Genomic DNA, 25,146 nt, shown 5'->3' with positions numbered 1-25,146 from the left:
TCGCCGTCTCGAGGGGGACAACTGCGTAGTCTCGGAATTCCTTGCATAACGAGGAATTCTGGTCCATTGTTGCTCCGGGGTGATTTCCGTGGAGCAAAGTTTTTCGAATCCAGAGCACGTCTTTGGCGGGACGAGCCATCTCCTGGGCCTGATCGAAACGATCTATGCCACGGTTCAAAACCCTTCTCTGTGGCCTGTCGTCATGGAGCAGATCGGCAGAGCAATGGATGGGGAATCGTTGGCCATCTACGCGACCTTTCCCGACTCCTCGGTGCCGGCCATTCTAGCCTTGCGGGAGATGCCGCAGGATGTTTGGGACCGGTTCGCAGACTATTACGCAGCGATCAATCCGATCATGGCGGCTGCGCAGCGCCGTCTCTCTCCGGACGAAACCTGGTACAGCGATCACGCGATCGGTGATGCGGAACTCGAGCGGACCGAGTGCTATGTGGATTTCTACAGACCGAACCATATGCACTACTGTGCCGGCATGGTGATTTCTCTTCCCGGTTTGCCGACTGCGAATCTCAGCTGTCAGCGTCCGAAATCCTGGGGCCCGTTCGATCGACGGGCCGATATCGTATGCCAGACACTGCGGCCGCATCTGCAACGTGCACTCGCTCTGCACTCTCAGTTCGGATCTCTGAAGGCACAGGCCTCCGGTTGGCAGGCAGCGCTCGAGGCAATGGACCATGCGGTCTTTGGCCTGGATGCCGAAGGCCGCGTGGTGCTCTCGAACAGTCATGCGGAAGCGATCGCGCGCCACGGAGATGTGCTGCGACAGGTGTATGGAAGGCTCTTCGCGATCGATCCAACCTCCAACCGGGCGCTGCAGCGTCTGCTGGCGGATACCGTTGCTGCCGGAGCAGGCGCGGGGACAGGTTCTGGTGGCTCTATCTTGCTCCAGCGTCGCGAAGGCAGGCAGGCGATGCGAGTCATTGCTACGCCATTCTCAGTCCCGCAGGCTTTTGGGCGGAAGGCGATTGTCACGCTGCTATTCGTTAGCGATCCATCCAGATCCATGCTCTCTCGCGCGTCTGTGATGCAGTCACTTTTCGGTCTGACTCCAGCAGAAGGCAAGGTGGCCCATCTGCTGCTGGAGGGGTTCGAGGTGCGTGAGATTGCAGACAGACTGGGGATTACGCTGGAGACGGGCCGCTTGCATGTGAAGCGAATCCTCACAAAGACAGGCGTGGGCAGACAGTCCGAGTTGGTACGCATGATGCAATCGCTGCCGGGAAGGGCCTGAGTGTCCCTCATTCAGGAGTGAATTTTGGTTAAGCGTGAATTAAGGGGCCCGCGCGAAAATGATTGCATGAGAATTCTGCTGGTTGAGGACGAGGCGCGCCTTGCAGCAAACATCGTTGCCGGCCTGCGCGAGGCGGGCTTTGCTGTCGATCATGCGGCAGATGGCTACGATGGGCTGGCTTACGCCGAACAAGACCTCTTCGATCTCATCATCCTGGACCTGATGCTGCCGGGCCGCGACGGCAAGAGCGTGCTGCAGGCGGTTCGTCTCAGGAAGCTTCACACTCCTGTGCTTATACTCACAGCTCAGGAAGGCAAGACTTCGATCATTGAACTCCTCAATGCAGGTGCGGACGATTATCTGGCGAAGCCTTTCGATCTGGGAGAGTTGATCGCGCGGACGAAGGCGCTTATCCGACGCTCCAAGGGTACGGCGTCGCCTGTTCTGCGCGCGGCCGATCTCACGATCGACACCGTTCGGCAGACAGTCAGCCGGGGTGAGCAGAGCATCGAGCTGTCTCCTACCGAGTACCGCATCCTGGAATATCTTGCGCACCGGCCTCACGCCGTGGTGTCAAAAAAAGAGCTGCTTGAGCATCTTTATGACTACGACTGGGAGCATCACTCGAACGTAATCGAGGCGCATATCTCGAACCTTCGCCGCAAGCTTGCCGTGCCGGAAAGGGAAGCGGTCATTGAGACGTTGCGGCATCGTGGCTACAGGCTTCGCGCGGAGGAAAGCTAGTGGCATCTCGCGCGTCGCTGGCCAGGCGGCTCACCTCTGCTGTGTTGCTGCTGGAGTTCGTTGCTGCTGTCGTTCTGATTGCAACGGTGTGGGATCATGAGCGCCATGTGCAGTTCGATGAGTTCAAAGCAAACCTGCGTGCGGGAGCGAATGCGCTCTTTGGATCGATTCAGGAAGCGGAGAGCAAAGACGGAAGCATCGCGGTGGATCGCAGCGCTCTTTCTCTTCCATCGCGGGCTGCCTTCAGTGTGACGGATGAGGATGGCAGCACATTAGACATGCAGGGACGGCCTCCGCTGATTCTCTCCGGCCCCGCCACATTTGCTGAAGGGAAGGTGCACGGCGAGACGTATCTCTTTTATGTGCTGGCGGGCGAGAGGACGATTGATCCGGGCAAGCCGTTTGCTGTCGATCATCATGTCCGCATCGTGTTTGGATTGCCTACCAGCAGAGTGTGGCATGAGGTGCTTGAAGCGGTGCGCTTCTTTGCGTTCGCTACGCTCATTTTGCTTGGAGCTACGGCACTCCTGCTGACATGGCTGATCCGCCGTCTGCTGATGCCTATCACGCAGCTCGCTCTGGCCGCGGACGGGATCAATTCAGAGAACTGGGCCTTTGCCGCTCCGGAGAGCAGCAAGCAGCTGATTGAACTGGCGCCGCTTGCCTCTGCAATCGAGAAGTCGATCCTGCGCCTTCAGCGCTCGTTCGAGCAACAACGGAGATTCACCAGCGATGCTGCGCATGAGCTGAAAACAGATCTGGCAATTGTGAAGTCATCACTGCAACTGCTCCAGATGAAGCGCAGAACTGCAGAGGAGTATGAGCAGGGAGTCTCGCTCGGCCTGGATGACATCAAGCGCCTTGAGAATACAGTGCAGAAGATGCTGACTCTCGCGCGTCTTGAGCAGGCGCAGGGAAGACGAGATCAAAGTTGCGATTTTGCAGATGTGGTGCTGGAAGCGATTGCGCAGTGTGAGCCCTTTGCGGCTTATAAGCAGGTGTGCATCGCGCAGCAGGTCGTGTATGAACGGACGGCGATACCGGTGAGCGGGGAAGATGCGCTTCTGCTTTGCTCGAATGTCCTCATGAACGCACTGCAGTATTCTCCGGCTGCGGGCAAGGTGGAAGTAGAGATGACACGCGCTTCTGCGGAGATCATTCTTACGGTGCGAGATCACGGTGCAGGGGTGGCGGCCGACGACCTGCCCTTTCTCTTTGACGCGTTTTATCGCGGCGATGCATCCCGCAGTCGCGAGACCGGCGGCACGGGGCTTGGTCTCTCTATCTGCAAGGCCATTTGCGATCGAGCACAGGGAAGCATCGATATTCACAATCATCCGGAGGGCGGAGCCGAGGTCGAGATCCGCTTGCCGATTCTTTCGGGCGATTCCACCGAGCTTTAAGGTCCGTTTAAGGCTCGGAAGCGACACTCAGGAAAGCCGGCGATATGTATGCCGAGCCTCATACGAGGAGTGTTGTTATGCGAACCATCCGGGCAGGCATCGGTGTGTGTCTTCTCTCTGCGGCGTTGGCCGCACATGCGCAAAGCTACCATGTCGCCGATCACTGGACGATCGGCGGGGAAGGCGGCTGGGACTATCTTGTAAGCGATGATGCCGCGCATCGGCTTTACGTTACGCACGGCCCGCGCGTCGAGGTGCTCGACACCACGACAGGTAAGCCTGTCGGCGCAATTACAGGCTTGAAGAGCACTCACGGCGTTGCGCTCAATCCAGATGGCAAGACCGGCTACGTCAGCGATGGCGCGGGGAATGCGATTATCGTCTTCGATCGCGCCACGCTGGAGGTGAAAGCTTCTGTGCAGGCGGGTACGAATCCGGATGGGATTGCTTACGAGCCGGCAACGGGTACGGTATGGGCCTTCAATGGCCGCAGCAGAAATATTTCTGTCCTGGACGCTGCTACCAACCAGATTGTTGCGACGATTTCTTTGCCGGGGAAGCCGGAGTTTCCGCGTGCAGACGGGCAGGGGAACGTCTTCGTCAACATCGAAGACAAGAACACAATCGTAAAGCTGGACGCAAAGCAACGGGCTGTCAGCGGCAGTTGGCAGCTTGACGGATGCGACTCTCCTTCGGGTATGGCTATCGATTCGGAGCAGCACCACCTCTTCTCGGTGTGCGACGGCAAGAAGATGGTCGTCTCTGATTATGCTGCGGGACATGTAATCGCGCTCGTGCCGATTGGCGATTCCCCGGACGCCTCCGCGTTTGACCCCGTGCGCGGACTTGTCTTTTCGTCGAACGGTGAAGGCACGCTGACGATCGTCGATGCCACGAAGCCGGGCTTTCCTGTGCTGCAGAACCTCACAACCGTAAAGGGCGCGCGCACCATGGCCTATGACGCAACAACGGGACGCGCATTTCTCTCGGTTGCGAAGTTTGGGCCTGCGCCCGCACCTACTGCAACGAGTCCGCATCCCCGGCCGGCAGCTATTCCCGGAACCTTCGAGATTGTTGTCGTATCCCGCTAGCGCAAGCCTTGCAGCGTATGCATCCGATTTGAAACAGAAAAAAGGCAGATCCCGTCTGGGATCTGCCTCTTTGTGCGTGTGATTTGTCTGAACTAAAAGGGGATATCGTCGTCGGTGATCTCGGTCGAACCGACCAGATCGTCGGAGCCAGACGGGCCGCGCTGATCGTAGCCGCTGGAAGATCCGCCGCGGCCGTAGCCACCACTCTGGCCGTAGCTGCTGCCGCTGGAGTAGCCGCCGCCTTCACCGCCTTCGCCACGTCCGGAGAGCAGAGCGATGTCATTGACGATGATCTCGGTGCGGTACTTCTTCTCGCCGGTGGTCTTGTCGTCCCAGGAACGGGTCTGGATCTTGCCTTCGACGTAGAGCTTGGAGCCCTTTTTCACATAGTCGCGGATGATCTCGGCAGTGCGCTGGAAGGCGACGAGGTTGTGCCACTCGGTGCGGTCGGTCCAGTTGCCGGACTGGTCCTTGCTGCGATCGGTGGTGGCCAGAGAGAAGCTGGCGACGAATGAGCCGCCGGCGGTGGCACGGATTTCGGGATCCTTGCCGACGTTGCCGAGGAGGATGACTTTATTGACGGTCTTTGCCATGGGGTCGATGAACTCCAATCACTGCGCCGCTGGAGGGACGCTTTCTATCTTGAGCAGGATAACAAACTGAGGTGTCGGGGGAGCGTAGAGGGTGAAACGAAGGGTGTCAGCGGCGGTTACGACCGGTGTCGCCGTGTTTCGCAATGTGCCGGTTACGAAGCCACTTGGCGAAGCCGAGCAGGAAACAGAGCGAGCCGAAGGGCCAGCACATGAGGGCGACCATGAGAGCGAGCCATCCTGCGCTGCTGTGAGGCCCCTGGGGGCCGATGCCTCCGAGGATGCTGACGGTCAGCAGGGCGGCCAGCGTGCCGGTGGCAAGGATGCCGATTCCGGCGCGGAGCAGCTGACGGGTGCCGTCGTCGTTCAGGTCCCCGCCGTCGCGCAGCGAAATGCGCTCAGGTACGGCTCCGCCGAACGAAGCGTGTGTGGCGCTTTCAGGCTGGTGTTCCGGTTCCTGTTCCATGACGGCGTGAGACATAAATTCCTCAGAGAATCTAGCTTGGCCCTAGTGGCAGGCCGCCTGCATGGCGTACACGATCACGCCGGTGATGGAAACGTACAGCCAGATGGGGAAGGTCCAGCGCGCGATACGGCGATGCGACGGGATCCGTCCGGTGAGCGAGAAGAAGAAGGTGATCAGGATGATGGGCAGAGCCACGACGGAAAGCAGGATGTGCGAGAGCAGCAGCTTCCAGTAGAAGCCCCAGAGAGGATTGAGGCGGTTGAACTTGGTCTCGCCGTGCAGGGCGAAGTTGGTCAGATAGGAGACCAGGAAGATCGACGAGAAGAAAAATGCGGTCAGCATGGCGCGGCGATGCGCCAGCAGTTTGTGCTGCTTTACGTAGTAAAAGCCGAAGAGCAGGGCCACGGTGCTGAGCGCGTTCAACGCGGCATTCACGGCTGGCAGGAAGCGGAAGCGCGCGCCGGCCGCGTCCGCGGGCACATGGAAGTAGACCAGCCAGCAGATGAAGGCGCTGGCTACGGCACTGATCGCGATGATGGTGGCGATCGTCTTGCCGGGCGTTCCGGACTGGCGGGGTTCAACGGCCGTGGACATGAGTGGCAGACTCCAGCGTCAAGGTGTTATTTCCCCCGCGCATTCAGCATGAGCGCGGTGAGCAGCAGGGGTAGATAGATGACGCTGACCTTCAGCAGGTCACGGGCGTACATCTTGGATTCCGTGTGCGAACGGGCGCGGGTGATGCGTCCAAATCGAATGGTGTAAGCCAGATAAATGGCTCCGAGAGCCGCAGCGATCACGCCATAGATCGGTCCGGCGACGTGCAGGTAAACCGGGGCGAGACTGACCGGGATCATCAGGATGGCGTAGGTTAGTGCTTCGAGGACGGTCGACCAGCCGTCGGGCTGGACTACCGGCAGCATCTTGATGCCGGCGCGGCCGTAGTCTTCCCGGTAAAGCCACGCAATGGCCATGAAGTGCGGGAACTGCCATACGAAAAGGATCGCGAAAAGCGAGACCGCCGGCCATTCGATGGCGCCGCGCACCGCAGTCCAGCCAAGCAGAGGACCCATAGCGCCGGGAAAGGCTCCGATAAAGGTCGCGATGCTGGTCTTGCGCTTGAGCGGGGTGTAGATGGTGACGTAGCTGAAGGCCGTGCTCAGCGTCAGTACGGTGGTGATGAGGTTTGTCGAGTGGATCAGCCACAGAGCGCCGGCGATCACTGCGCCGAAGCCCATGAACAGGCCGTGCGCCAGGCTGATGCGCCCGGAGGGCAGCGGCCGGTTCGCGGTCCGGATCATCTTGGCGTCATAGCTGCGCTCCATGCACTCGTTGAGCGCAGCGGAGCCGGCAGAGACCAGTCCGATGCCGACGAGCGTGGCGATCAGGCCGGGCTGGATGCTGCTGATGCCGGAATGCACCGATGCAAGGTAGAAACCGGCCCAGGCAGTCAGCATCACCATGAAGGTGACGCGATCCTTGAAGAGCTCGCGGTAGTCGGCGATGCGGGTTGCGGCTGCTCCGGCAGCACTTGCAGGCATGCGGGGATGCCTGGAGGCGGGCTCGGTCTCCTCTGACTTCACGTCAGGCGGAGTAAGCGCGGGGCTGGTAGAAGCAGGAGGCATTGGGCGGCAACTCCTTATTTTAGCGTAGTTGCCGCCGAGCGGTTTGCTGTGCGTGGAAGAGCGGTTGTCAGTTCGTAGAGCCGGGCTGCGCGATGACGGCGTCCGGCTTGACTGCATACTCATTCAGCAGCACGGCTACCAGCACCGCAGTGGGCACCGCAACCATGGCGCCGACGATGCCAGCCAGGGCAGAGCCGAGCAGCAGGGCGACGATGACGGCGAGGCCCGCGAGATCGACGCTGGTGCGCATGATGCGCGGGGTAAGAAACGACGTCTCGACCTGGGAGTAGATCGCGTAGAAGATGGCCACGCCGAGGACATGTCCCCAGGAGTCAATCGCCGCCACCAGGATAGCGAGACAGATCGAGATCAGCGCCCCCGCGATGGGGATGATGTTCAGCAGACCGGTAAGCACGCCGAGAGCATAGGCATACCGGATATGCAGAAGGCTGTATGTGATGGTGCTGCACACGCCGAGGGTCAGCATCAGGAGGCCCTGACCGAAGAGCCACTTGCCCATCCTGACTTCGGCTTTGGCCAGAGTCGTGTCGAGGCGCTGCCGCTGCTCGAGTGGGAAGAACGAGAGGATCCAGCGATAAGCCGTCTCGCCTTCGAGCATGAAATAGATCGTGAGGATGATGCCGGTGACGATCTTCGCCAAGCTGCCTGCCCAGTTCTTGATGGAATAGAAGAGGTAGGTCGCGAAATTGGAGGCGAAGTCCTGCAACTTGGCGTTCAGCGAGCTGACGTCGACGCGCTGCGCGAAGGGCAGCTTGCGGATGCGGTCCAGCAGTTGCGGCCCGCGCGTGGGCAGTTCGCCGACAAACTCATGGAGATCGCGAATGACCGGAGGCAAAGCGAATGCGAAGAAAAGTGTCGCGGCTCCGGCAACGACGATCAGCAGCAGGAGGATGGCCATACCCCGGCCCGGAGACCAGCGTCCAATGCGCAGGTTGGTGATGATGCGGACCACCGGCATCAGCACAACGGCGAAAAGTGCGCTGACGTAGAGGAGAACCAGCTCTTCGCGGACATGCCAGGCGGTGTAGAGGGCGAGCGCGACGGCAAAGGCGAAGAGGATGTGGGCGCGTGGTGACTGGGGCCGTTGGGCGCTGGCCTCATTGCTGCGCCGGTTGGCGAGTAGCGTTTCTCGCGGGTCGTTCATCGTGTGGGTGCGTTCTCCCGGGCGGTGGGGGCCTCCAGCTCGGGAGCTTTCTCCTCCAGCGCCGCCAGAATTTGGTCGACAACTTGTTCTGGAGTGAGATGTGCAGTTGGCACTGTGAGATGTGCCGAGCGGTAATGTGGCAGGCGCGACTGAAAGCGGTCGGCAAGGTGGGTCCGGTCGGCGAGGATGGGGCGCGTCGCGCCTCCGGGCTCCTCCAGGCAGCGCTGGATCATGAGCTCAAGTGGGGCTTCGAGGTAGACGACGCGGGTGTTGGGCATGGCGTGCAGGTGCTCGCGTGTCGCTGGATGCTCGATTGCGCCGCCGCCCAGCGCGAGGACCAGTTTCTCGCCGTGGCTATGCTCACAGATGACCGAAGACTCTAGGGCGCGAAAGGCCGGTTCGCCATCCGTGCTGAAGATCTCGGCGATGGTGCGTCCCGCCTGCTTCTGGATCAACTCGTCGGAGTCCGCAAAGCGCCAGCCGAGAGCGCGGGCAAGCAGGCGTCCGGTGGTGGACTTGCCGGCTCCCATAAAGCCGATGAGAATGATGCGTCGAGGAGCGAGATCATGGGACGGCAGAGATGGAATCACAGACATGGTGGTTCCAGACATTATAGGTTGGTGCGGTAGGCAGCGTTCGCTGTTCCGGGTGGATTTGTTCCGCCTGTGAATCGCCTATCTCGCTCATGGTACAGTGAGTGCGAGTTGCCGCATGATTTGAGCTGACGGCAGACAGGAATGGGAGAAGACGGATGAAGGTGTCGAGACGGAAGTTTTCCAAGGGGATGGTGCTGGCGGCGACCGGCGTTGCGGTTGCCGGACGGCAGGCATTGGCGCAGCTCAAGGGTGAGCACATCGACACCACGGCGAAGGCAAAGCATCCTGTGCCATCCATCCAAGACACCGAGACGAAGGCAGAGCGCGATGCGCGCCTGCACTGGTTCCGCGAGGCCCGCTTCGGCATGTTCATCCACTGGGGTCTGTATGCGATTCCTGCCGGACGCTGGGATGGCAAGGAAGTGCCGAGCACCGGCGAGTGGATCATGAACACCGCGTCGATTCCTGTTGCCGACTACAAGGCTCTGGCGCCGCAGTTCAATCCCACCGAGTTCAGCGCGGAGCGCGTCGTGAGCCTGGCGAAGACCGCGGGCATGAAGTACATCGTCATCACGGCAAAGCATCACGAGGGCTTTGCGATGTTCGAGTCGAAGGCCGATCCGTTCAATATCGTCGAGGCGACGCCGTACAAGAAAGACCCGATTCGCGCGCTGGCATCGGAGTGTAGGAAGCAGGGCATCAAGCTGGGTTTTTATTACTCGCAGGATCAGGACTGGACCGCTCCAGGTGGCGCGGCGTACAAGACCGGCGATCACAAGCCGCCGACGTATCACTGGGATCCGGCGCAGGATGGCAGCTTCGCCGACTACCTGCATAAGAAGTGCATCCCGCAGCTCGAAGAGCTGCTTTCGAACTATGACGAAGCGCCGGCAATCCTGTGGTTCGACACGCCGACCTCGGACATGACGCCGGAGCTGGGCAGCGAAGTGGTGAAGGTGCTGAACAAGCATCCGAAGCTGATCTGGAACAACCGTCTGGGCGGCGGCTACGCCGGAGACACGGAGACGCCCGAGCAGTTCATTCCGCCGAACGGCTACCCCGGCAAGGACTGGGAGTCGTGCATGACGATGAACGATACCTGGGGCTACAAGAGCGGCGACAACAACTTCAAGAGCGCGGAGACCCTGCTGCGTAACCTCATCGATATCGCCAGCAAGGGCGGCAACTATCTGCTTAATATCGGCCCCAAGGCGACCGGCGAAGTGCCGCAGCCGGAAGTGGAACGTCTGGAAGCGATGGGCCGCTGGCTCAGCGTGAACGGTGAAGCGATCTACGGCACTACCCCGACGCTGTTTGGCGCGGAGGCGGGTGAGTTCTCGAAGACCGAGAAAGAAAAGGACGGCAGCCCGAAGTTCGTCGATGCGTGGAAGTGGCGCTCGACGACGAAGGCGAACGAGATCTACATTCACCTCTTCGAATGGCCGGGTGGCAGCTTTAAGCTCGACTCGGTGCCGCGCACGGTGACGGGCGCGTATCTGCTGGCAGATGGCAAGCCGCTTGAGGTAAAGCACACAGGCAATGGCGTGGAAGTCGCGCTACCGGCTAAGCCGCTCGATTCGGTGGCGACCGTACTCGTGCTGAAGACGGCTTAAAGCAGGGATGACGTTGACTCAGGAACAGAAGCTGCAAAATACACTGCCGGATACGCTGGCCATCGAGATGCCGCGTCCCCGGCAGCCTAGGCCCATCGTGGTGATCGGCGCCGGCGGCATCGTGCAGGCCGCGCATCTTCCGGCTTACGCAAAGGCCGGTTTTCCGGTCATCGGAATTACGGATGCCATGGCGGATCGCGCCGCGTCCGTCGCGAAGGAACACGGCATCGGCGCGTCGTTCGCTTCGGTGAGCGATGCTGTGAAGTTCGCCCCCACAGACGCCGTCTTCGATGTCGCAGTGCCTGCCTCACAGCTGACGGCGATCCTGCCGCAGTTGCCTGACGGCGCTGCGGTGCTGATGCAGAAGCCGATGGGCGAGACGCTGGCCGAAGCTGCATCGATCCGGCAGATTTGCAGGGACAAGGGCCTCGTCGCGTCGGTGAATTTCTCGCTGCGTTACTCGCCGAACAATCTCGCCGTGCGCAAGCTGGCCGATGCGGGGTTGTTGGGTGAGATCCACGACCTCGAAGTGCAGACGCGCACCTACACGCCGTGGCAGCTCTGGAGCTTTCTGGCGACCGCACCCCGGCTGGAAATCCTATATCACAGCATTCACTACTTCGACCTGATCCGCTCGTGGCTGGGAAACCCTCAGCGCGTGATGGCCAAGACGGTGAAGAGTCCGCAGACCGCGAAGCTCGCGGCGACGAAGACGGTGGCGATTCTCGATTACGGGGAATCGATGCGTGTCTTCGTGGCAACGAATCACAGCCACCAGTTCGGTCCGGAGCACCAGCACAGCTTTGTGCAGTGGGAAGGGACCGAAGGCGCGGCGCGCATCTCGATGGGGCTGAATCTCGATTACCCGAAGGGGCGGCCCGACACGGCTGAGTATGCAACGCGCGGAAATGAAGCTGCGGAATGGCAGCATCTTCCGGTGAGCGGAAATAACTTTCCTGATGCGTTCATGGGCACGATGGGGCACCTGCAGGCCTTCGTCGAAGGCTCAGTTGAAACGCTGCCTACGCATTATGAAGACGGCTACGAGACGATGCGGCTCGTCGAAGCACTATACGAATCGAGTGCTCGCGGTGGCCTTGAGGTTGCGACGGTCGAGCCAGAGGAGAAGGCATGAAGCGCTATGCGCAGATCATCCGGCTGCGGCCGGAGTTTGAAGCAGAGTACCGGAAGGCGCACGCCGCGGTGTGGCCCGAGGTTCTGAAGACGATCCACGACTGCAATATTCGCAATTATTCGATTTTCCTGCGTGAGGGCGTGCTGTTCGCGTATTACGAGTACATCGGCGAGGACCATGCGGCGGATATGGCGAAGATGGCGGCCGATCCGAAGACGCAGGAATGGTGGAAGTGGATGGATCCCATGCAGGAGCCCTTCGAGAACCGTGAGCCTGGCGCATGGTGGGCTGGCCTTGAAGAAGTCTTTCACACGGACTAGGACTTGAAGTAAGACGAGAAAGCTGTCCCTCTGAACGGAATCAGAGCGGACATCGATGCAAAGGACACGGCGGCCTTAAAGGCCGCCGATTTCTTTGGAGAGCTGATTGCCGGCCTGCTCGAGATGCGTGCGCACATCGCGGACCGTGGTCGCGTCATGCACGCGCTTCAGGAAAGGAACCGTGAGTGCGGCGATGGCGTATCCCTGCGCGTCGAGGATGGGATAGCTGATGTTGGTGACGCCTGCGACCTGGTAGCTGGGGCGCTCCTCGTAGCCTTTGCGGCGAATGCGCTGCAGGTGAGAATCGAGATCATCGGGGATCGGCTGCTGGCTTGCGTGGCGCCACGCCTCGACCGCCCGGCGGCGGATCTCCGGCCGCTGGTGCGCGAGGATGACGTGGCCGGTGGCGGCCTCCATCAGATCGACGTGCGAGCCGGCCTTCACGTAGAAACCAGTGCTGGTGGGCGCATCCACCTGGGCAATGATGACGACTTCAGCGCCGTCCAGCACGCCGAGATGGCAGGACTGGTTCGTGTGGTGCGCGAGCTCATGCATCACCGGCAGCGCCTTCTCCGTAAGGCGGCGTACCGGAGGGTGCTCCTGCGCGAGGCGAAAGAGCTTAAGCGTGAGGCGCAGGCGGTCCTCGTCCGGGGTCTGCGCAAGATAGCCGCGCTCTTCGAGACAGACAAGCATGCGGAAGATCTCTGAGACGCTGCGGCCAAGGCGGCGCGCGACCTCGCGCTTGGTGAGTTCTTCCGAGGTGGACGCGAAGAGCTCAAGGATGTCGAGACCTTTTTCAAGTGCCGGCGTAGTGTAGCGGGCAGCCGCCTGGGCTTTGCTTTTTGTGACCACCAGTGGGTTCTCCTATGGTCGGAACGATGCTGAACCTGCTTGCCATACTATGGCATGGCTGCAGGTTCAGTATGTATCGGCTGTCACGATCAGATCTCAAATGTGGAGACCGTGAGGCGCCGGCGGTTGTAGCGCGTCATCGCGAAGCAGAACTGCAGAACGACCAGGTAACAGGCAAGCGGTACGGCGTAGGCGGCTGCCGTCGAGTGGAAATGGTCGGCAAGCCACCCCATGAGCAGCGTCAACACAGCGCCGCCAATGATGGTCATCACCAGCATCGAGCCGGCGATGTTGGTGTTGGGGCCCAGATCCTTGAGGCCGAGTCCGAAGATGGTGGGGAACATCACCGACATGAAGAAGCTCGTGACCAGGATGGCGCCAAGGCCGATCCAGCCCGGGCGAAGCAGCGCAAGGACGAGCAGAATCGCATTGGCTGCGGCATACACGGCCATCAGGCGTGTGGGATTGAAGAAGCGCATAAGCCACGAGGAGAGGATGCGCCCGAGGGCAAAGGCGACCAGCGTCCCTGTGAGCAGCCAGCCTGAGGTGCGATCAAGCGTATGCGCGTAGTCATGGGCGTACTGGATCAGGTAGCTCCACGTGCCCACCTGCGCGCCGACATAGGCGAACTGCGCTAAGAGCGAATGCAGGAAATGGCGTTCGCCGAGTAGATCGCGCCAGTTACCGGCGACCTCTGCCTTATGTTCGCGTGCCGTGATGAAGGCAGGGAAGCGCGTGGCCGCGATCAGCCCAGCCCATACCAGCGCGATCACGCCAAGTACAAGATAGGGCGCAACGACGCGCAGCGTCTCCTTATGCAGATACGCGGCATAGGTTCCGGCTGCCTGCATGGCCGAGGTCTGAGATGCAGACAGCTCCACGCCGGAAAAGATGAAGAGGTTGCCGACGACCACGCCGAGGATCGACCCCGTGGGGTTGAAGGCGGCGGAGATGTTGAGCCGCCGTTCCGCCGTGGCGCTCGGGCCCAGCTGCGCGACAAAAGGACTGCCTGCTGTCTCAAGAAATGCAAGGCCGCTGGCCACGACAAAGAGCGCGCCGAGGAAGAAGCCGTAGCGCCCCATCTCCGCAGCGGGCAGAAAGAGGAAGCATCCGCAGGCGAAGAGTACGAGGCCGGTGAGGAAACCCGCCTTGTAGCCCTTGCGGCGCATCAGGATGCCGGCGGGCAGCGCGAGCAGGAAGTATCCCAGGTAGAAGGAAAACTGCACGAGTCCCGCTTCGAGCCGGTTGAGCTCGAAGGACTTCATGAATTGGCGGATGAGGACGTCGTTCAGGTTGTTGGGAATGCCCCACAACAGGAAGAGGACGTTGACCAGCAGGTAGGTGCGCATGACGCCCTGCGGCAGCAGCGGCGTATCCGGGGAGTCGGCATCATGAGAGGAGCGGGGAATGGGAGCAGCGTGCGGCATACGCTATCGATCGCTCCGCGGAGAATTTTGCAGGCGGGACAGAAAACAGGATGGCAAATCGACTCTCAGTGACGCGAGGTAAAGAAACGCGCTCAGAATATCACCGAGATGAAAAACCTGTCTCGCCCATGAAACGCCGAAGGGCTTCCATGGATCGAGACAGGCTTTACAAGGTCTTAGCTGCGGGTTGCGGGAGCGGCTGCGTCGCTCGCCGTGTCCTGCTGCATCGCATTTTCGATCCGGTCCCAGACCTCCGGGCTCGGATCATGAATAGGGAGCAGGAGCTTGGCCTGCTGCGCGATGTATTCGAGATCACGCACGAGAGCGGCACAGTTCTCGCAGGTCTTCAGGTGCTGCAGGGATGACAGGTCCGTCTGAGATTCGAAGAGATCGGGCAGCTTCTCCTGGAATTCCGCACAATCCTGGCTGTGATTCGGGCGCGTATCGGTCATACGGCGGCCTCCTTACGCTCACCCGTTCTGAGGAGCTCGCGCAGTTTCATGCGCGCTTTGTGAAGTTGGGACTTGCTGTTACCAATCGAGCATTCGAGCATGGTCGCAATCTCATTATGCTCGTAGCCTTCCACATCGTGCAGAACGAAGACGAGACGGTAGCCGGGAGGCAGGTTCTCGACGGCGCGTTCCAGTGTGACACGGTCGATCGAGCCGGAGAGCATAAGGTCGCGGGCGCCAAGATCCTTACGTGGTCCATCTTCCTGCGAGGGTTCGAGCGTCTCTTCCAGGGAGACCTGGGGAAGGCCCTTCTTGCGTAGGTGCATGAGGACGACGTTTACGGAAAGACGGTGCAGCCAGGTCGAAAAGGCCGAGTCGCCGCGGAAGGTACCAATCTTGCGGTAAAGCTGCAGGAAGGCTTCCTGGGTCAGGTCTTCGGCTTCGGCCACGTTGCCCAGCATGCGCAGGCAAAGGCTGTAGACGCGGCGCTTGTGGAGGGAATAAAGCGTCTCAAACGCGGTAGCATCGCCGTTCTGGGCGGCCTGGATGGCTTCGGCCTCACCTGCGATGGGGGGATTGCGGCGCATGTGCTGGACAGCCGGCTTCGGAGTAGCTGGACCCGCGCTCATGTCCGGCTCCTTTTGACTTGCAAAAATTCCATGTAGGCTTGCTCCCTGAGAGTTGCCTGTCGATGCTGAAACAGAGTGATTCATTGGTTCTGCCGAATCTCGGTAGGCCGTGGGGTTTATTGCCAGTACGAAGCCGGCCGAGGCGGAAAGGTTGCCCGACCGCCCCGGGAGCGGTCCGTGGCTGGGAAGGCCGGGCAGGATGGCGAAGCCGCAGAGGGCTGCGAGCTTAGGAGCCGATAAACCGGGCGTAGAGGCTGCGTGCCTGGGCGACATCGGTCGTGCCCTGGATGATCGCACGGCCGTCGGCGAAGACCGTCAGGACGTGCTCTCCACGCTCGAAGCGCAGCAGCATGCTGTTGGAGCGGACGCTGCCGTGATCGCGCAGGCGGTCGGCCATGGATGCAAGGTCGATCGGGCGATGGTGCTCGTGAATCTGGACGGAGTTCCTGCCACAGAGGGTGATGTGCGGGCGGCCTTCGCCGCGAAGGTGAGGGAAGTCGCGCTCGTCGCAGGCTCGGCATCCTGGCCATGGACGGCCGGTTTTCACCTCGGAGAACTCGTTCGCCCACAGGTCGTACGAGAGCAGCGTGCGGCGGAGCTTGTCCGTGGCTCCGGTGAGGATCTTCATGGCCTCGGTGACAGCGATGGAAGCTGCGAAATTGACCGCAGAATTCAGGATGCCGGCCGTATCGCAGGTTTCCACGACCCCTCCCGGAGGTTCGGGGAAGATACACGCCAGGCAGGCAGTTTCGCCGGGGAGGATGTTCATGGTCGCGGCGTAGGCGCCGACGGCAGCCGAGTAGATCCAGGGCTTCCCCTGCTCGACGGCGTAGTCGTTTAGCAGGTAGCGGGTCTCGAAGTTGTCCGTGGCGTCCAGAACCAGCGATGCCGGAGCCAGCAGCTCGTGGATGTTCGCGGGAGTGAGATCGGCAACATGCGCGTGGACGACCGCTTCGCTGTTGAAAGCAGCGATCTTGCGGCGAGCAGCTTCCGCCTTGGGGAGAGCCTCTGCGACGTCTTGCTCATCGAAGAGAACCTGGCGCTGGAGATTGCTTTCCTCCACGTAGTCGCGGTCGATGAGGGTCAGTGTGCCAACCCCGGCTCGGGAGAGCAGGCTCGCGGCCGCGGCTCCCGTAGCGCCGCAGCCTACAATGGCGACGTGGCCGGCAGCCAGAAGGTCCTGGCCCTGGGAGCCGATGCCGCGAAAAAGGACCTGCCGGGAGTAGCGTTCTTTCACTGCGTTCAACTGTTCTCCTGCTTTCTTCAGCAACCTGCGTTCTTTCATTAGTATAGAAGTCGCATCGGAGATGGGCGGCGGTACTGGCCTCTGCTCCGGTTCCGGTGCGCGTGTCGAAAAGTCTGCATCTTAGTCACTTGCATACCTGCCGGCGGGTGCTGGGTTGTGGTCGCAGCCGGTTGAACTTCCTCCATGCACGAAAGGGTCTGATTGTTCTTCCTGCCGACAGCGGGTCCAGTCCGGAAGCGGATCTGGAGACTTACCTGGGGACTCCTGGTTATGCCGGCAGCGATGCTGGCCGGAACAGTAACGTCCGGAGCACAAACCGAGAAGACACCGGCGGCGTCGGTTCCCGCGACTCCTGCCAACGGCGCCATTGGGATACAGACCTCGACCGCCGGCGCAGCCGCAGGCGGGGCCGCTGCGGTTGCGGACGGAGATACGCGTCCGGCGAAGATTGCCCAGCCTTCGACGGCGGCGACCGAGAGCATCGAGGCGTGGGTGGGCCTGCAGGTGGATGCGGTGGCCTTCGAGGGAATCGATCAGCCGAGGCTGGAACCGCTGCCGGAGATGCTGCCGTTGCAGGTTGGACATCCGCTTGCCGCGGCTGACGTGCGGCAGAGTCTGCGCCGCCTTTACCAGACCGGCCTCTATAAAACCATCGAAGTCGCAGGTGTCCGCACGGGAGACCACGTGAGGATCATCTTCCGTGGAACGCCGACGTTCTTCATCGGACGGGTCACGATCGACGGCATCAAGAGCGACCGGCTCTCGAACCAGCTGCAGCGCTCGACCCGGCTTAGTCCTGGCACGGTCTTCACCGACAATAAGCTCACGCGTGCCGACGGTCTGATCCAGGAAACGCTGGAAGAGAATGGCTACTACCAGGGCAAGGTGACGCGCACCGTAACCACGGACGCTTCGGATGCCCAGAGCGATGTGGCTTTCAACATCGAGGCCGGCAAGCAGGCGCGGGTGGGCAATGTGGCCGTGGAGGGCGACGCCGGGTTGCCGATCGAGACCTTCCGCAAGAAGGGCAAGCTGAAGGAGGGTTCGAAGGTCACGCGCGACACGGTCAGCCGAGCCCTGAACAATCTCCGGAAGAACTACGAAAAGAAGCAGCGGCTCGAAGCCAGCCTGGGGCTCGAGTCGAAGGACTTTACGCCAACGAATGATCACCTGAACTACAAGTTCCAGGTGAATCAGGGACCGCTGGTCACCATCACTGTAAATGGCGTAAAGCTGAGCCCAGGCAAGGTGAAGACCCTTGTGCCGGTTTACGAGGAAGGCTCCGTGGATGAGGATCTGCTGAACGAGGGCAACCGGCGTATCCGCGATTATTACCAGCGGGAAGGCTACTTCGACGCGCAGGTGACGCATACCCGGGATACCTCGAACGCGGCGCACACGCAGATCACCTTCGATGTAAAGCTCGGCGACAGGCACACGGTAGCTGTGGTGCGACTGAAAGGTAACCACTACTTCACCAGCGACATTATCGATGCGCGGCTGGGCGTGCAGAAGGCCAGCCTGCTTCAAAAGCACGGCAACTACAGCCAGGCGCTGGTGCAGGCAGACGTCAACACGATCACCGCTCTCTATCAGAGCAACGGCTTCAGCGCGGTCAAAGTGATCCCCGATGTAAAGGACGTGGCTGCGAAGGTCAAGGGTAAGCCGGATACGATCGACGTGACCTACAGCGTCGATGAGGGCGCGCAGCAGAAGATCGGAAAGTACCAGATCGTCGGCAGCCAGCAGATTCCGCTGGACACATTGAAGGGGCTGACAAGTGTGCAGTCCGGGCAGCCCTATTCGTCGTCGGAAATCTCCGGAGACCGCGACTCGATCCTGACCTACTACTTCAGCCATGGCTTCGACGCGGCACAGTTGAATGTCGTGCAGAAGCCGGAAGCGGATCATCCTGAGCTGATCGATGTAACGATGAACCTTAATGAGGGCGAGCGCGTGTATGTGAACCGCGTGCTCATCTCTGGCCTCAGCTCCACCCGGGCATCGACCATTGAGCCACATGTGCTGGTGCATCCGGGTGACCCATTGGACCAGTCGGCACTTCTTGAGACACAGAGGCAGCTCTATGACCTCACGCTCTTCAATGAAGTGAATGCGGCGGTGCAGAATCCGAATGGCGATGAACTGCGCAAGAATGTTCTGCTGCAATTCACCGAGGCGCGCCGCTGGGATGTAAGCTATGGCTTCGGCTTCCAGGCACAGACGGGCAATCCCTCGACAAACTGCCCGAATCCTGCGAGCCTGATCCAGCTCGGCATCAACCCGGCGACATACGAGGCAAGCTGCGGGACAAACGGGAACACGGGCGCGAGCGCGCTGGTGCTGTTCGATGTGTCGCGTATTAATCTCTGGGGCAGGAACCAGTCCATCACATTGCGGACCGAGTACGGCTCGCTCGAGCAGATGGCTACACTGGTCTATTCGTTCCCACACATTTTTAATTCGAAGAAATTCGACTTCTCACTGAGCGGCGGTTATACGAATGCTCAGGACGTGACGACCTACGCCGCTTCACGCCTTGAAGGGACGGTGCGTGTTACCCAGCGTCCGTCGAAGGCCGAGACGCTGATCTACCAGTTCACTTATCGGCGTGTGAAGGTGAATCCGAACAGCGTGCAGGTCGCGCCGGACGAGATCCCTCTGGTCTCTGAGCCGGTTCGCGTGGCGGGTCCTGGAATCACCTGGATTCGCGATACACGGCGTCCATCACCGCTTGACGCTCAGTCGGGCACATATACGAGCGTCGAGGAATTTTTCACGGACAGCAAGTTTTCGTCCGAGGCCAACTACAACCGCTTCGATGCCACGAATGCGAGCTACTATATCGTCGGCAAGAAAAAGTATGTACTGGCGCGGAGCACGCGCTTTGGGTTCGAGCGTGCCTTCGGAGCTCCACAGTACGAGACGATTCCATTGCCGGAGCGTCTCTATGCGGGCGGCGCGCAATCCATGCGCGGCTTCTCCATCAATGCAGCCGGTCCGCGCGATTCGCTGACAGGCTTTCCGATTGGCGGCGCGGGTGTCTTTGTAAACAGCACGGAGATTCGTTTCCCGAATCCCACGCTGCCTTACTTCGGCAATGCGTTGGGGTTTGTGCTCTTCCACGACATGGGGAACGTGTTCTCGAAGTCTTCGGATATCTGGCCGAGCTTCCTTCGCACGCGCCAGCCCCACAGCAGCACCTGCAAGGACCTCAACACGGCTGATCAGGAAGTTGTGACGAACGCTGACACCGGTGCGGCAGGTACTTGCGACTTTAACTACTTCTCCCATGCAATCGGCCTGGGCCTGCGCTATCACACCCCGATCGGACCGATTCGTCTGGACTTCAGCTACAATCTCAACCCGCCGATCTATCCCGTGATCGTTACATACGGCACTACCTCGAGTGGCGCTTCGATTCCTCCGTACGTTGACAACGCCGGGCACTTCAACTTCTTCTTCAGCATCGGGCAGGCATTCTGATGAGGCGTGGAATGGAGTTCGTGCTGATGCTGGCGCTCACAGGCGGCGCAGGTCCGCTGTTCGCGCAGGCTTCCCATAGTGATGCGGGCGCGGTCGTGCTCGATAAGGTAGTGGGGATCGTGAACGGGGATGTGATCCTCGAAAGCGATGTGCAGGAAGAGATCCACTTCGCGCATCTGGAGCCGATCGGGGTGCCTACGGGCAGCGATACGCTGCAGCGGGCGATGCGGCGGCTGGTGAGCCGCACCCTGATCCTGCAGCAGATGAAGGAGCAGCAGCAGAGCTATCCGGTCAGCAACGCCGACATCAAAGCGCAGCTGGATGAAGTGCGCAAGAGCCTGCCAGCCTGCAAGGAGCACGATTGCACGACCGAGGATGGCTGGAAAAACTTCCTCGCCGCGAACGATCTGACGGAGGCCGATGTGCTTGCGCACTGGCGGCAGCGGATACAGATCCTCAAGTTCATCGATGTTCGCTTTCGCACCGGCATCCGCATCTCGAGCAAGGAGATTTCGGACTACTACAACAAGGCGATCGTGACGAGCTTTGCCAAGTCAGGTACGCCGCCGCCCCCGCTGGATAAGATTTCGCAGCGCATCCAGGAGGTGCTGCTGCAGCAGCACGTGAACGAGACGCTGCGAGACTGGTTGAAGACCCTGCGGGATGAAGGCAGCGTGCAGATTCTCGATCCTGCCTATGGACAGAGCACAGGGTCGGGAGCCGATACCGAGGAGGATGACTAGGTGAGCGCAGAAAAAGCCGCTGAAAATCCTAACGGTAGGCCGGAGCAGCCATCTCCGCCGCGGAGGTCACCTCTGCGGCATGTGTGGCGCGTCGCGCTCATCGCGTGTGTGCTCCTGTTGCTGCTTGTCGGCATCGCAGCGTGGTATGCAAGCACCCCTGCTTTCTCAAACCGTGTGCGGCAGGAGCTGATCTCGGTACTCGAGAAATCGACCGGCGGACGGGTGGATCTCGGCGCATTCCACTGGAACCTCTGGAAGCTTCAGTTCGAAGCGGACAATCTGACGATCCACGGTCTCGAAGGACCGGGCGAGACGCCATATGCGCACGCAGACCGGATATGGGTCGATGTGCAGATCCTGTCTTTTCTCAGGCCTGCGATCTCGCTCGATGCGTTGACCGTTACGCACCCCGTCGTGCACATCATTGTGTACGCGGATGGCACGACGAATCAGCCTCACCCGAAGGTCGCGACGAAAAGCAACAAGCCGGTGATGGATACGATCTTTGACCTGGCGGTGAAGCGCGCCGAGGTGAATGACGGTCTGCTGTTGCTGGATGAGCAGGCTGTGGAGCAGCGCGCGTTGCCGTTCGATCTCTCGGCAAACCGCGTACGCGTGCTGCTGCAGTTTGTGCCGGCTCCGCTGGGCGCGAAGGATGCCGCGGCGGAAGAGAGATACGACGGGGATATCCAGGCCGAGGATCTGACGGCGGTTCGCGGCAAGGCCGCGCCCATCCACGCAAAGCTCGATGTGCACGCGAGCCTCAAACGCAATTCTGCCGCGATCACATCCTTAAAGCTTGAGACGGGGAAGTCCGTCCTGACAGGAAGCGCGTCGCTCGACAACTTCGCGAATCCCCAGTGGAAGGGGCAAGTGAAGGGCGCTGTCGATATCCGCCAGGTGAATGCCATCGCGGATATCCCAGGCCTCGACCAGGGACAGGCAACGCTCGACGTCAGCGGGCAGGGAGACCGAAGCTCGTTTGCCGTAAGTGGACACGCGGGCATAAAGGATGGCGGATATCACGTAGCGACGATTCTTCTGACGAACGTAAACGCCGAAACGCAGGTGCATCTCGACAATGAAGCGATCGACCTGACGAACGTGCATGCCCGGCTGGCTGCGGGTGGATTGATCGACGCGGAGATGCATATCCATAACTGGCTCAATGCCGCGCCGTCGAATCAGGTGCCCAATCTTCCTCCCGCGACGACACGTGCGTTGCGCAAGGCCGAGAAGATGAACGCCGACCGCACCAAGCAGCAGGCAACGATACGTGCAAAGATCCGCGGCCTTTCGCTTCGCGCAGTAATGGGCATGGTGGCTCCGCGGCATTTTGAAGACCTCGGCTTCGACACCGTGGTGAACGGCGATGCCGGTGTCGATTGGACGGGCAGCCCGATGGCCTTCACCGGCAACGCAAAGGTGTCGTTCGCGCCTTCTGCAAAAGTGCCTGCGAACGAAGTACCACTCACTGGCAACCTGGACGCCGGCTATTCGAATGTGACGGGTATGGTCAGCATTCGTGAGCTCGATGGGCACACCCCGGCGTCGCAGTTCACCGTGAATGGGAATCTCGGTGTCTATCCGATCACGCGGGCTTCGGCCCTGAATGTCCAGCTCACCACGCAAAACCTCGGCGAATTCAACCAGACGATGACAGTGCTGGGTGTGGCAGCGCGAGGCGAAAAAGGCGTGAAGGCTCTGCCGGTCGCGCTGCAGGGACAAGCATCATTCCAGGGCACGATCTCGCAAGGAATTCTTGACCCGAAGGTCGACGGACAATTGCAGGCGACGAACTTCGACCTGCTTCTTCCGGCTGCTGCGACACCTCCAGCTTCAGGAGCAGAGGCGCAACCGAATACCGCAGGTCAGTCGATTCATGTCGACGCCGCGGCAGCACACGCAACCTATTCTTCCGACCTGATCGCGCTTCAGAACGGCACCGTGCAGCAGGGCAAGACGACGATCCACCTGAGCGGCGCCTTGCATGCGCATGAACTTTCACGCGGCAGGCATGCGTTCGATGACGATGCGACGCTTAAAGCGGATGTCGGCATGCAGAATGCGTCGATCCCGGAGATTCTCAAGATTGCCGGCCAGGATCTTCCAGTAACAGGCACGTTGAACCTGCAGGCCAACGTCGGCGGCACTCTGGGAAATCTGAACGGAGGCGGACATCTTGCGATTGCAGGCGGCTCTGTGTATGGCGAGTCTTATCGCACTCTGAATGCGGATCTGGGCTTTAGCGGCCAGGAGATCGACGCGAATCATCTCGTCTTCCAGCTTGATGGTGGCCAGCTAACCGGCAACGGCGGCTACAATTATCGCGCGAAGAACTTCCATGTGCAGGCGCAGGGCACCGGCTTCGATCTTGCGCACATCGAGAGGCTGCAGAACGCGAAGTATCCCATCTCTGGCCTGGTCGATTTCCAGGTGCAGGGCAACGGTACCATCGAGCACCCGAATCTTCAGGCTGCGCTGCACCTCACAAAGCTGAACTTCGCTCAGGCGACGACCGGATATCTCGACCTGAACGCGCATACGCAGGGGCAATTGCTGCTGCTGAACGCGAATGCACATCTGAACCAGGCAACGCTGCAGGCGAATGGCCAGGTGCAGCTCTCAGGGGACTATCAAAGCAAGGCGCAGCTGAATCTGACCGGACTCGATGTGGACCCGATCCTTGAGTCGCTGTCCGTGCGTGGCGTGGAGGTGCATAGCACGATCGCCGGTGCGCTCTCTGTCAGCGGTCCGCTGAAGCAGCCGAAGCAGCTTTCCGGCGACGCGCGCTTCTCTCAGTTCCAGGTGTCGCTGGGAGGAATTCCCCTCAAGAGCGACGGCGACCTGCATGCGACGCTCTCGGCCGGAGTGCTGCATCTCGATCCGCTGCATATCACCGGGGAAGACACGAACACACGGGCTTCCGGTGAGGTCGGCATCTTCGACAAAGATCGCGAGCTCGATCTGCATGCCGATGGCTCGGTGAACATGAAGCTCGCGCAGGTGCTCGATAAGGACATCACGTCGTCGGGTCATGTCGACTTCAACATGGATGCAGGCGGCACGATGTCGCGTCCCGGCCTGACGGGCCAGGTGAAATTCACCAACGTGGCCGTTGCGCTTGAGGATTTCCCCAACGGTCTGAGCCAGATGAACGGTACGCTCGCCTTCGATCAGGATCGTCTGGACGTGAAGAATCTGACGGCGGTGAGCGGCGGTGGAAAGATCACGCTGGGCGGCTTCCTCACCTACCAGCAGGGCCTGTATGCGGACCTGAATGCAACGGCCAAGGATGTGCGCGTGCGCTATCCGCAGGGCGTCAGCTCAATGGCGGATGCGAAGATGCGGCTGCAGGGCACGCAGGCATCTCTGCTTCTTAGCGGTACCGTGACGATCACGCGCTTTGTGATTGGACCCGACCTGGATCTCGCATCGCTTAGCTCGTCCGCCGGTTCCGTCTCGCTTCCTCCGGACCCGAACTCTCCCTCGAACAAGCTGCGCCTCGATGTTCATGTCGTCTCTGCGCCGGAGCTCGACTTCCAGAACTCGTATGCAAAGCTGGCAGGGGATGTGGATCTGCGCCTGAGAGGCACGCTGGCACAGCCTTCCGTGCTGGGGCATATCACCGTGACCGACGGCAGCGCGACCTTCGCCGGCGTTCAATACGAGTTGCAGCATGGCGACATCTACTTCAACAATCCTCTGCGCATTGAACCGACGATCGATCTGAGCGCGACGGCAAGGGTTGAGGATTACGACATCACGGTCGGGCTTACCGGAACTTCATCGAAGCTTACGCCGGCCTTCCGCTCTGAGCCTCCGCTCTCCGAGCAGGACATCTTCTCGCTGCTCGCCCTGGGACGCACGCAGGAGGAGCAGCAGATCTACTCCAATGAGCAATCGCAGGCGGGAGTAAACTCGACCGCGGATACGCTGTTGGGCGGCGCATTGAACGCAACGGTGAGCAGCCGCATCCAGAAGCTCTTTGGCGGCGGAAGCGTGAAAATCGATCCGACCTTTGTGAGTGGCACGGGCGATTCGACAGCGCGCATCACGGTGCAGCAACAGGTCTCGAAGAACGCCACTCTGACCTATGCGACCAACGTGAACTCGACAGAAGAGCAGTTGATCCAGGCGCAGTGGAATCTGACGGAAACTTTCTCGGTTCTGGCGGTGCGTGATGAGCAGGGCGTCTTCAGCCTCCTCTTCAAGATCCGGCGCCGCTATCGTTAAAAGTTGAAGTTCATCGCTCTTATGGTGCTGGCATTTGCAGCGCTGTTGCCGTATGGTAGCGCGCACGGGTGATCTGTGAGC

21 protein-coding genes are annotated in these 25,146 nt (G+C 60.5%); 10 read left to right on the top strand and 11 right to left on the bottom strand.

Annotated features, from left to right (window positions below; translation table 11 throughout):
• The first annotated feature begins 79 nt into the window (after positions 1-79).
• The 4 genes from QM649_RS02020 to QM649_RS02005 all read left to right on the top strand — a co-directional run bounded on the left by QM649_RS02020 (position 80) and on the right by QM649_RS02005 (position 4,487).
• Positions 80-1,249, top strand: coding sequence for a helix-turn-helix transcriptional regulator (locus QM649_RS02020; RefSeq protein ID WP_415197332.1), 1,170 nt, complete (start codon positions 80-82; stop codon positions 1,247-1,249).
• A gap of 66 nt (positions 1,250-1,315) precedes the next feature.
• A complete protein-coding gene (locus QM649_RS02015) occupies positions 1,316-1,993 on the top strand; it encodes a response regulator transcription factor (RefSeq protein ID WP_415197331.1) in 678 nt (225 codons plus the stop codon).
• Positions 1,993-3,396, top strand: coding sequence for a sensor histidine kinase (locus tag QM649_RS02010; protein WP_415197330.1), 1,404 nt, complete (start codon positions 1,993-1,995; stop codon positions 3,394-3,396). The genes QM649_RS02015 and QM649_RS02010 overlap by 1 nt, the downstream gene beginning before the upstream one ends.
• 77 nt (positions 3,397-3,473) lie before the next feature.
• Positions 3,474-4,487, top strand: a complete 1,014-nt coding sequence (locus QM649_RS02005) for an SMP-30/gluconolactonase/LRE family protein (RefSeq protein ID WP_415197329.1) — start codon at positions 3,474-3,476, stop codon at positions 4,485-4,487.
• Positions 4,488-4,579: 92 nt separating this feature from the next.
• On the opposite strand, the gene QM649_RS02000 is transcribed toward QM649_RS02005, so the two are convergent.
• The 6 genes from QM649_RS02000 to QM649_RS01975 form a co-directional block, all read right to left on the bottom strand.
• Positions 4,580-5,080, bottom strand: a complete 501-nt coding sequence (locus QM649_RS02000; RefSeq protein WP_415197328.1) for a single-stranded DNA-binding protein — start codon at positions 5,078-5,080, stop codon at positions 4,580-4,582.
• A 106-nt stretch (positions 5,081-5,186) separates the two neighbouring features.
• The gene (locus tag QM649_RS01995; protein WP_415197327.1) at positions 5,187-5,558 is read right to left on the bottom strand and encodes a hypothetical protein; all 372 of its coding nucleotides are present in this window, start codon (positions 5,556-5,558) and stop codon (positions 5,187-5,189) included.
• Between the two features lie 27 nt (positions 5,559-5,585).
• Positions 5,586-6,137 (bottom strand): DUF420 domain-containing protein, encoded by a 552-nt coding sequence (locus tag QM649_RS01990; protein ID WP_415197326.1) that lies wholly within the window; start codon positions 6,135-6,137, stop codon positions 5,586-5,588.
• Between the two features lie 26 nt (positions 6,138-6,163).
• Positions 6,164-7,165 (bottom strand): heme o synthase, encoded by a 1,002-nt coding sequence (cyoE, locus tag QM649_RS01985; RefSeq protein ID WP_415197325.1) that lies wholly within the window; start codon positions 7,163-7,165, stop codon positions 6,164-6,166.
• 67 nt (positions 7,166-7,232) lie between these two features.
• Positions 7,233-8,330 (bottom strand): AI-2E family transporter, encoded by a 1,098-nt coding sequence (locus QM649_RS01980; protein WP_415197324.1) that lies wholly within the window; start codon positions 8,328-8,330, stop codon positions 7,233-7,235.
• On the bottom strand, positions 8,327-8,926 hold the full coding sequence (locus tag QM649_RS01975) for a shikimate kinase (protein ID WP_415197323.1): 600 nt from the start codon (positions 8,924-8,926) through the stop codon (positions 8,327-8,329). The genes QM649_RS01980 and QM649_RS01975 overlap by 4 nt, the downstream gene beginning before the upstream one ends.
• A gap of 155 nt (positions 8,927-9,081) precedes the next feature.
• On the opposite strand from QM649_RS01975, the gene QM649_RS01970 reads away from it, so the two are divergent.
• The 3 genes from QM649_RS01970 to QM649_RS01960 are packed head-to-tail and all read left to right on the top strand — an operon-like array spanning position 9,082 to position 11,994.
• Entirely contained in the window at positions 9,082-10,539 is a 1,458-nt protein-coding gene (locus tag QM649_RS01970; protein WP_415197322.1) for an alpha-L-fucosidase, read from the top strand.
• A gap of 7 nt (positions 10,540-10,546) precedes the next feature.
• Positions 10,547-11,674, top strand: a complete 1,128-nt coding sequence (locus QM649_RS01965) for a Gfo/Idh/MocA family protein (RefSeq protein WP_415197321.1) — start codon at positions 10,547-10,549, stop codon at positions 11,672-11,674.
• Entirely contained in the window at positions 11,671-11,994 is a 324-nt protein-coding gene (locus tag QM649_RS01960; RefSeq protein WP_415197320.1) for an L-rhamnose mutarotase, read from the top strand. Before QM649_RS01965 ends, QM649_RS01960 begins: the two co-directional genes overlap by 4 nt.
• Positions 11,995-12,069: 75 nt before the next feature.
• Here QM649_RS01960 and QM649_RS01955 read toward each other — a convergent pair whose 3' ends face one another.
• From QM649_RS01955 to QM649_RS01935, 5 genes are all read right to left on the bottom strand, one after another.
• On the bottom strand, positions 12,070-12,846 hold the full coding sequence (locus QM649_RS01955) for an IclR family transcriptional regulator (RefSeq protein ID WP_415197319.1): 777 nt from the start codon (positions 12,844-12,846) through the stop codon (positions 12,070-12,072).
• A gap of 89 nt (positions 12,847-12,935) precedes the next feature.
• Positions 12,936-14,273, bottom strand: coding sequence for an L-fucose:H+ symporter permease (gene fucP / locus QM649_RS01950; RefSeq protein ID WP_415197318.1), 1,338 nt, complete (start codon positions 14,271-14,273; stop codon positions 12,936-12,938).
• A gap of 176 nt (positions 14,274-14,449) precedes the next feature.
• The gene (locus tag QM649_RS01945) at positions 14,450-14,725 is read right to left on the bottom strand and encodes a hypothetical protein (protein WP_415197317.1); all 276 of its coding nucleotides are present in this window, start codon (positions 14,723-14,725) and stop codon (positions 14,450-14,452) included.
• Positions 14,722-15,354 carry an RNA polymerase sigma factor gene (locus tag QM649_RS01940; protein ID WP_415197316.1) on the bottom strand — a complete coding sequence of 211 codons (633 nt, stop codon included), beginning with the start codon at positions 15,352-15,354 and terminating at the stop codon, positions 14,722-14,724. The genes QM649_RS01945 and QM649_RS01940 overlap by 4 nt, the downstream gene beginning before the upstream one ends.
• Before the next feature lie 226 nt (positions 15,355-15,580).
• Positions 15,581-16,600, bottom strand: coding sequence for a ThiF family adenylyltransferase (locus QM649_RS01935; protein WP_415197315.1), 1,020 nt, complete (start codon positions 16,598-16,600; stop codon positions 15,581-15,583).
• A 270-nt stretch (positions 16,601-16,870) separates the two neighbouring features.
• On the opposite strand from QM649_RS01935, the gene QM649_RS01930 reads away from it, so the two are divergent.
• From QM649_RS01930 to QM649_RS01920, 3 genes are read left to right on the top strand one after another with little or no spacing between them, the layout of a single operon-like run.
• Positions 16,871-20,086 (top strand): POTRA domain-containing protein, encoded by a 3,216-nt coding sequence (locus tag QM649_RS01930; RefSeq protein WP_415197314.1) that lies wholly within the window; start codon positions 16,871-16,873, stop codon positions 20,084-20,086.
• Positions 20,086-20,829, top strand: coding sequence for a peptidylprolyl isomerase (locus QM649_RS01925; protein ID WP_415197313.1), 744 nt, complete (start codon positions 20,086-20,088; stop codon positions 20,827-20,829). Before QM649_RS01930 ends, QM649_RS01925 begins: the two co-directional genes overlap by 1 nt.
• Entirely contained in the window at positions 20,830-25,065 is a 4,236-nt protein-coding gene (locus tag QM649_RS01920) for a translocation/assembly module TamB domain-containing protein (RefSeq protein ID WP_415197312.1), read from the top strand.
• Positions 25,066-25,146 lie beyond the last annotated feature (81 nt).

Source organism: Silvibacterium sp. (assembly GCF_047605705.1).
Lineage (GTDB): Bacteria > Acidobacteriota > Terriglobia > Terriglobales > Acidobacteriaceae > Silvibacterium.
This window is presented reverse-complemented; position numbering and strand designations above follow the sequence as displayed.

What these genes read in the sequence shown, in the direction of transcription:
- QM649_RS01980 (WP_415197324.1), bottom strand. Translation starts at nt 8,330, where the DNA reads ATGAACGACCCGCGAGAAACGCTACTCGCCAACCGGCGCAGCAATGAG.
- cyoE (WP_415197325.1), bottom strand. Translation starts at nt 7,165, where the DNA reads ATGCCTCCTGCTTCTACCAGCCCCGCGCTTACTCCGCCTGACGTGAAG.
- QM649_RS02015 (WP_415197331.1), top strand. Translation starts at nt 1,316, where the DNA reads ATGAGAATTCTGCTGGTTGAGGACGAGGCGCGCCTTGCAGCAAACATC.
- QM649_RS01990 (WP_415197326.1), bottom strand. Translation starts at nt 6,137, where the DNA reads ATGTCCACGGCCGTTGAACCCCGCCAGTCCGGAACGCCCGGCAAGACG.
- fucP (WP_415197318.1), bottom strand. Translation starts at nt 14,273, where the DNA reads ATGCCGCACGCTGCTCCCATTCCCCGCTCCTCTCATGATGCCGACTCC.
- QM649_RS01960 (WP_415197320.1), top strand. Translation starts at nt 11,671, where the DNA reads ATGAAGCGCTATGCGCAGATCATCCGGCTGCGGCCGGAGTTTGAAGCA.
- QM649_RS01930 (WP_415197314.1), top strand. Translation starts at nt 16,871, where the DNA reads ATGCCGGCAGCGATGCTGGCCGGAACAGTAACGTCCGGAGCACAAACC.
- QM649_RS01945 (WP_415197317.1), bottom strand. Translation starts at nt 14,725, where the DNA reads ATGACCGATACGCGCCCGAATCACAGCCAGGATTGTGCGGAATTCCAG.
- QM649_RS02005 (WP_415197329.1), top strand. Translation starts at nt 3,474, where the DNA reads ATGCGAACCATCCGGGCAGGCATCGGTGTGTGTCTTCTCTCTGCGGCG.
- QM649_RS02000 (WP_415197328.1), bottom strand. Translation starts at nt 5,080, where the DNA reads ATGGCAAAGACCGTCAATAAAGTCATCCTCCTCGGCAACGTCGGCAAG.
- QM649_RS01995 (WP_415197327.1), bottom strand. Translation starts at nt 5,558, where the DNA reads ATGTCTCACGCCGTCATGGAACAGGAACCGGAACACCAGCCTGAAAGC.
- QM649_RS01975 (WP_415197323.1), bottom strand. Translation starts at nt 8,926, where the DNA reads ATGTCTGTGATTCCATCTCTGCCGTCCCATGATCTCGCTCCTCGACGC.
- QM649_RS01970 (WP_415197322.1), top strand. Translation starts at nt 9,082, where the DNA reads ATGAAGGTGTCGAGACGGAAGTTTTCCAAGGGGATGGTGCTGGCGGCG.
- QM649_RS01965 (WP_415197321.1), top strand. Translation starts at nt 10,547, where the DNA reads ATGACGTTGACTCAGGAACAGAAGCTGCAAAATACACTGCCGGATACG.
- QM649_RS01925 (WP_415197313.1), top strand. Translation starts at nt 20,086, where the DNA reads ATGAGGCGTGGAATGGAGTTCGTGCTGATGCTGGCGCTCACAGGCGGC.
- QM649_RS01940 (WP_415197316.1), bottom strand. Translation starts at nt 15,354, where the DNA reads ATGAGCGCGGGTCCAGCTACTCCGAAGCCGGCTGTCCAGCACATGCGC.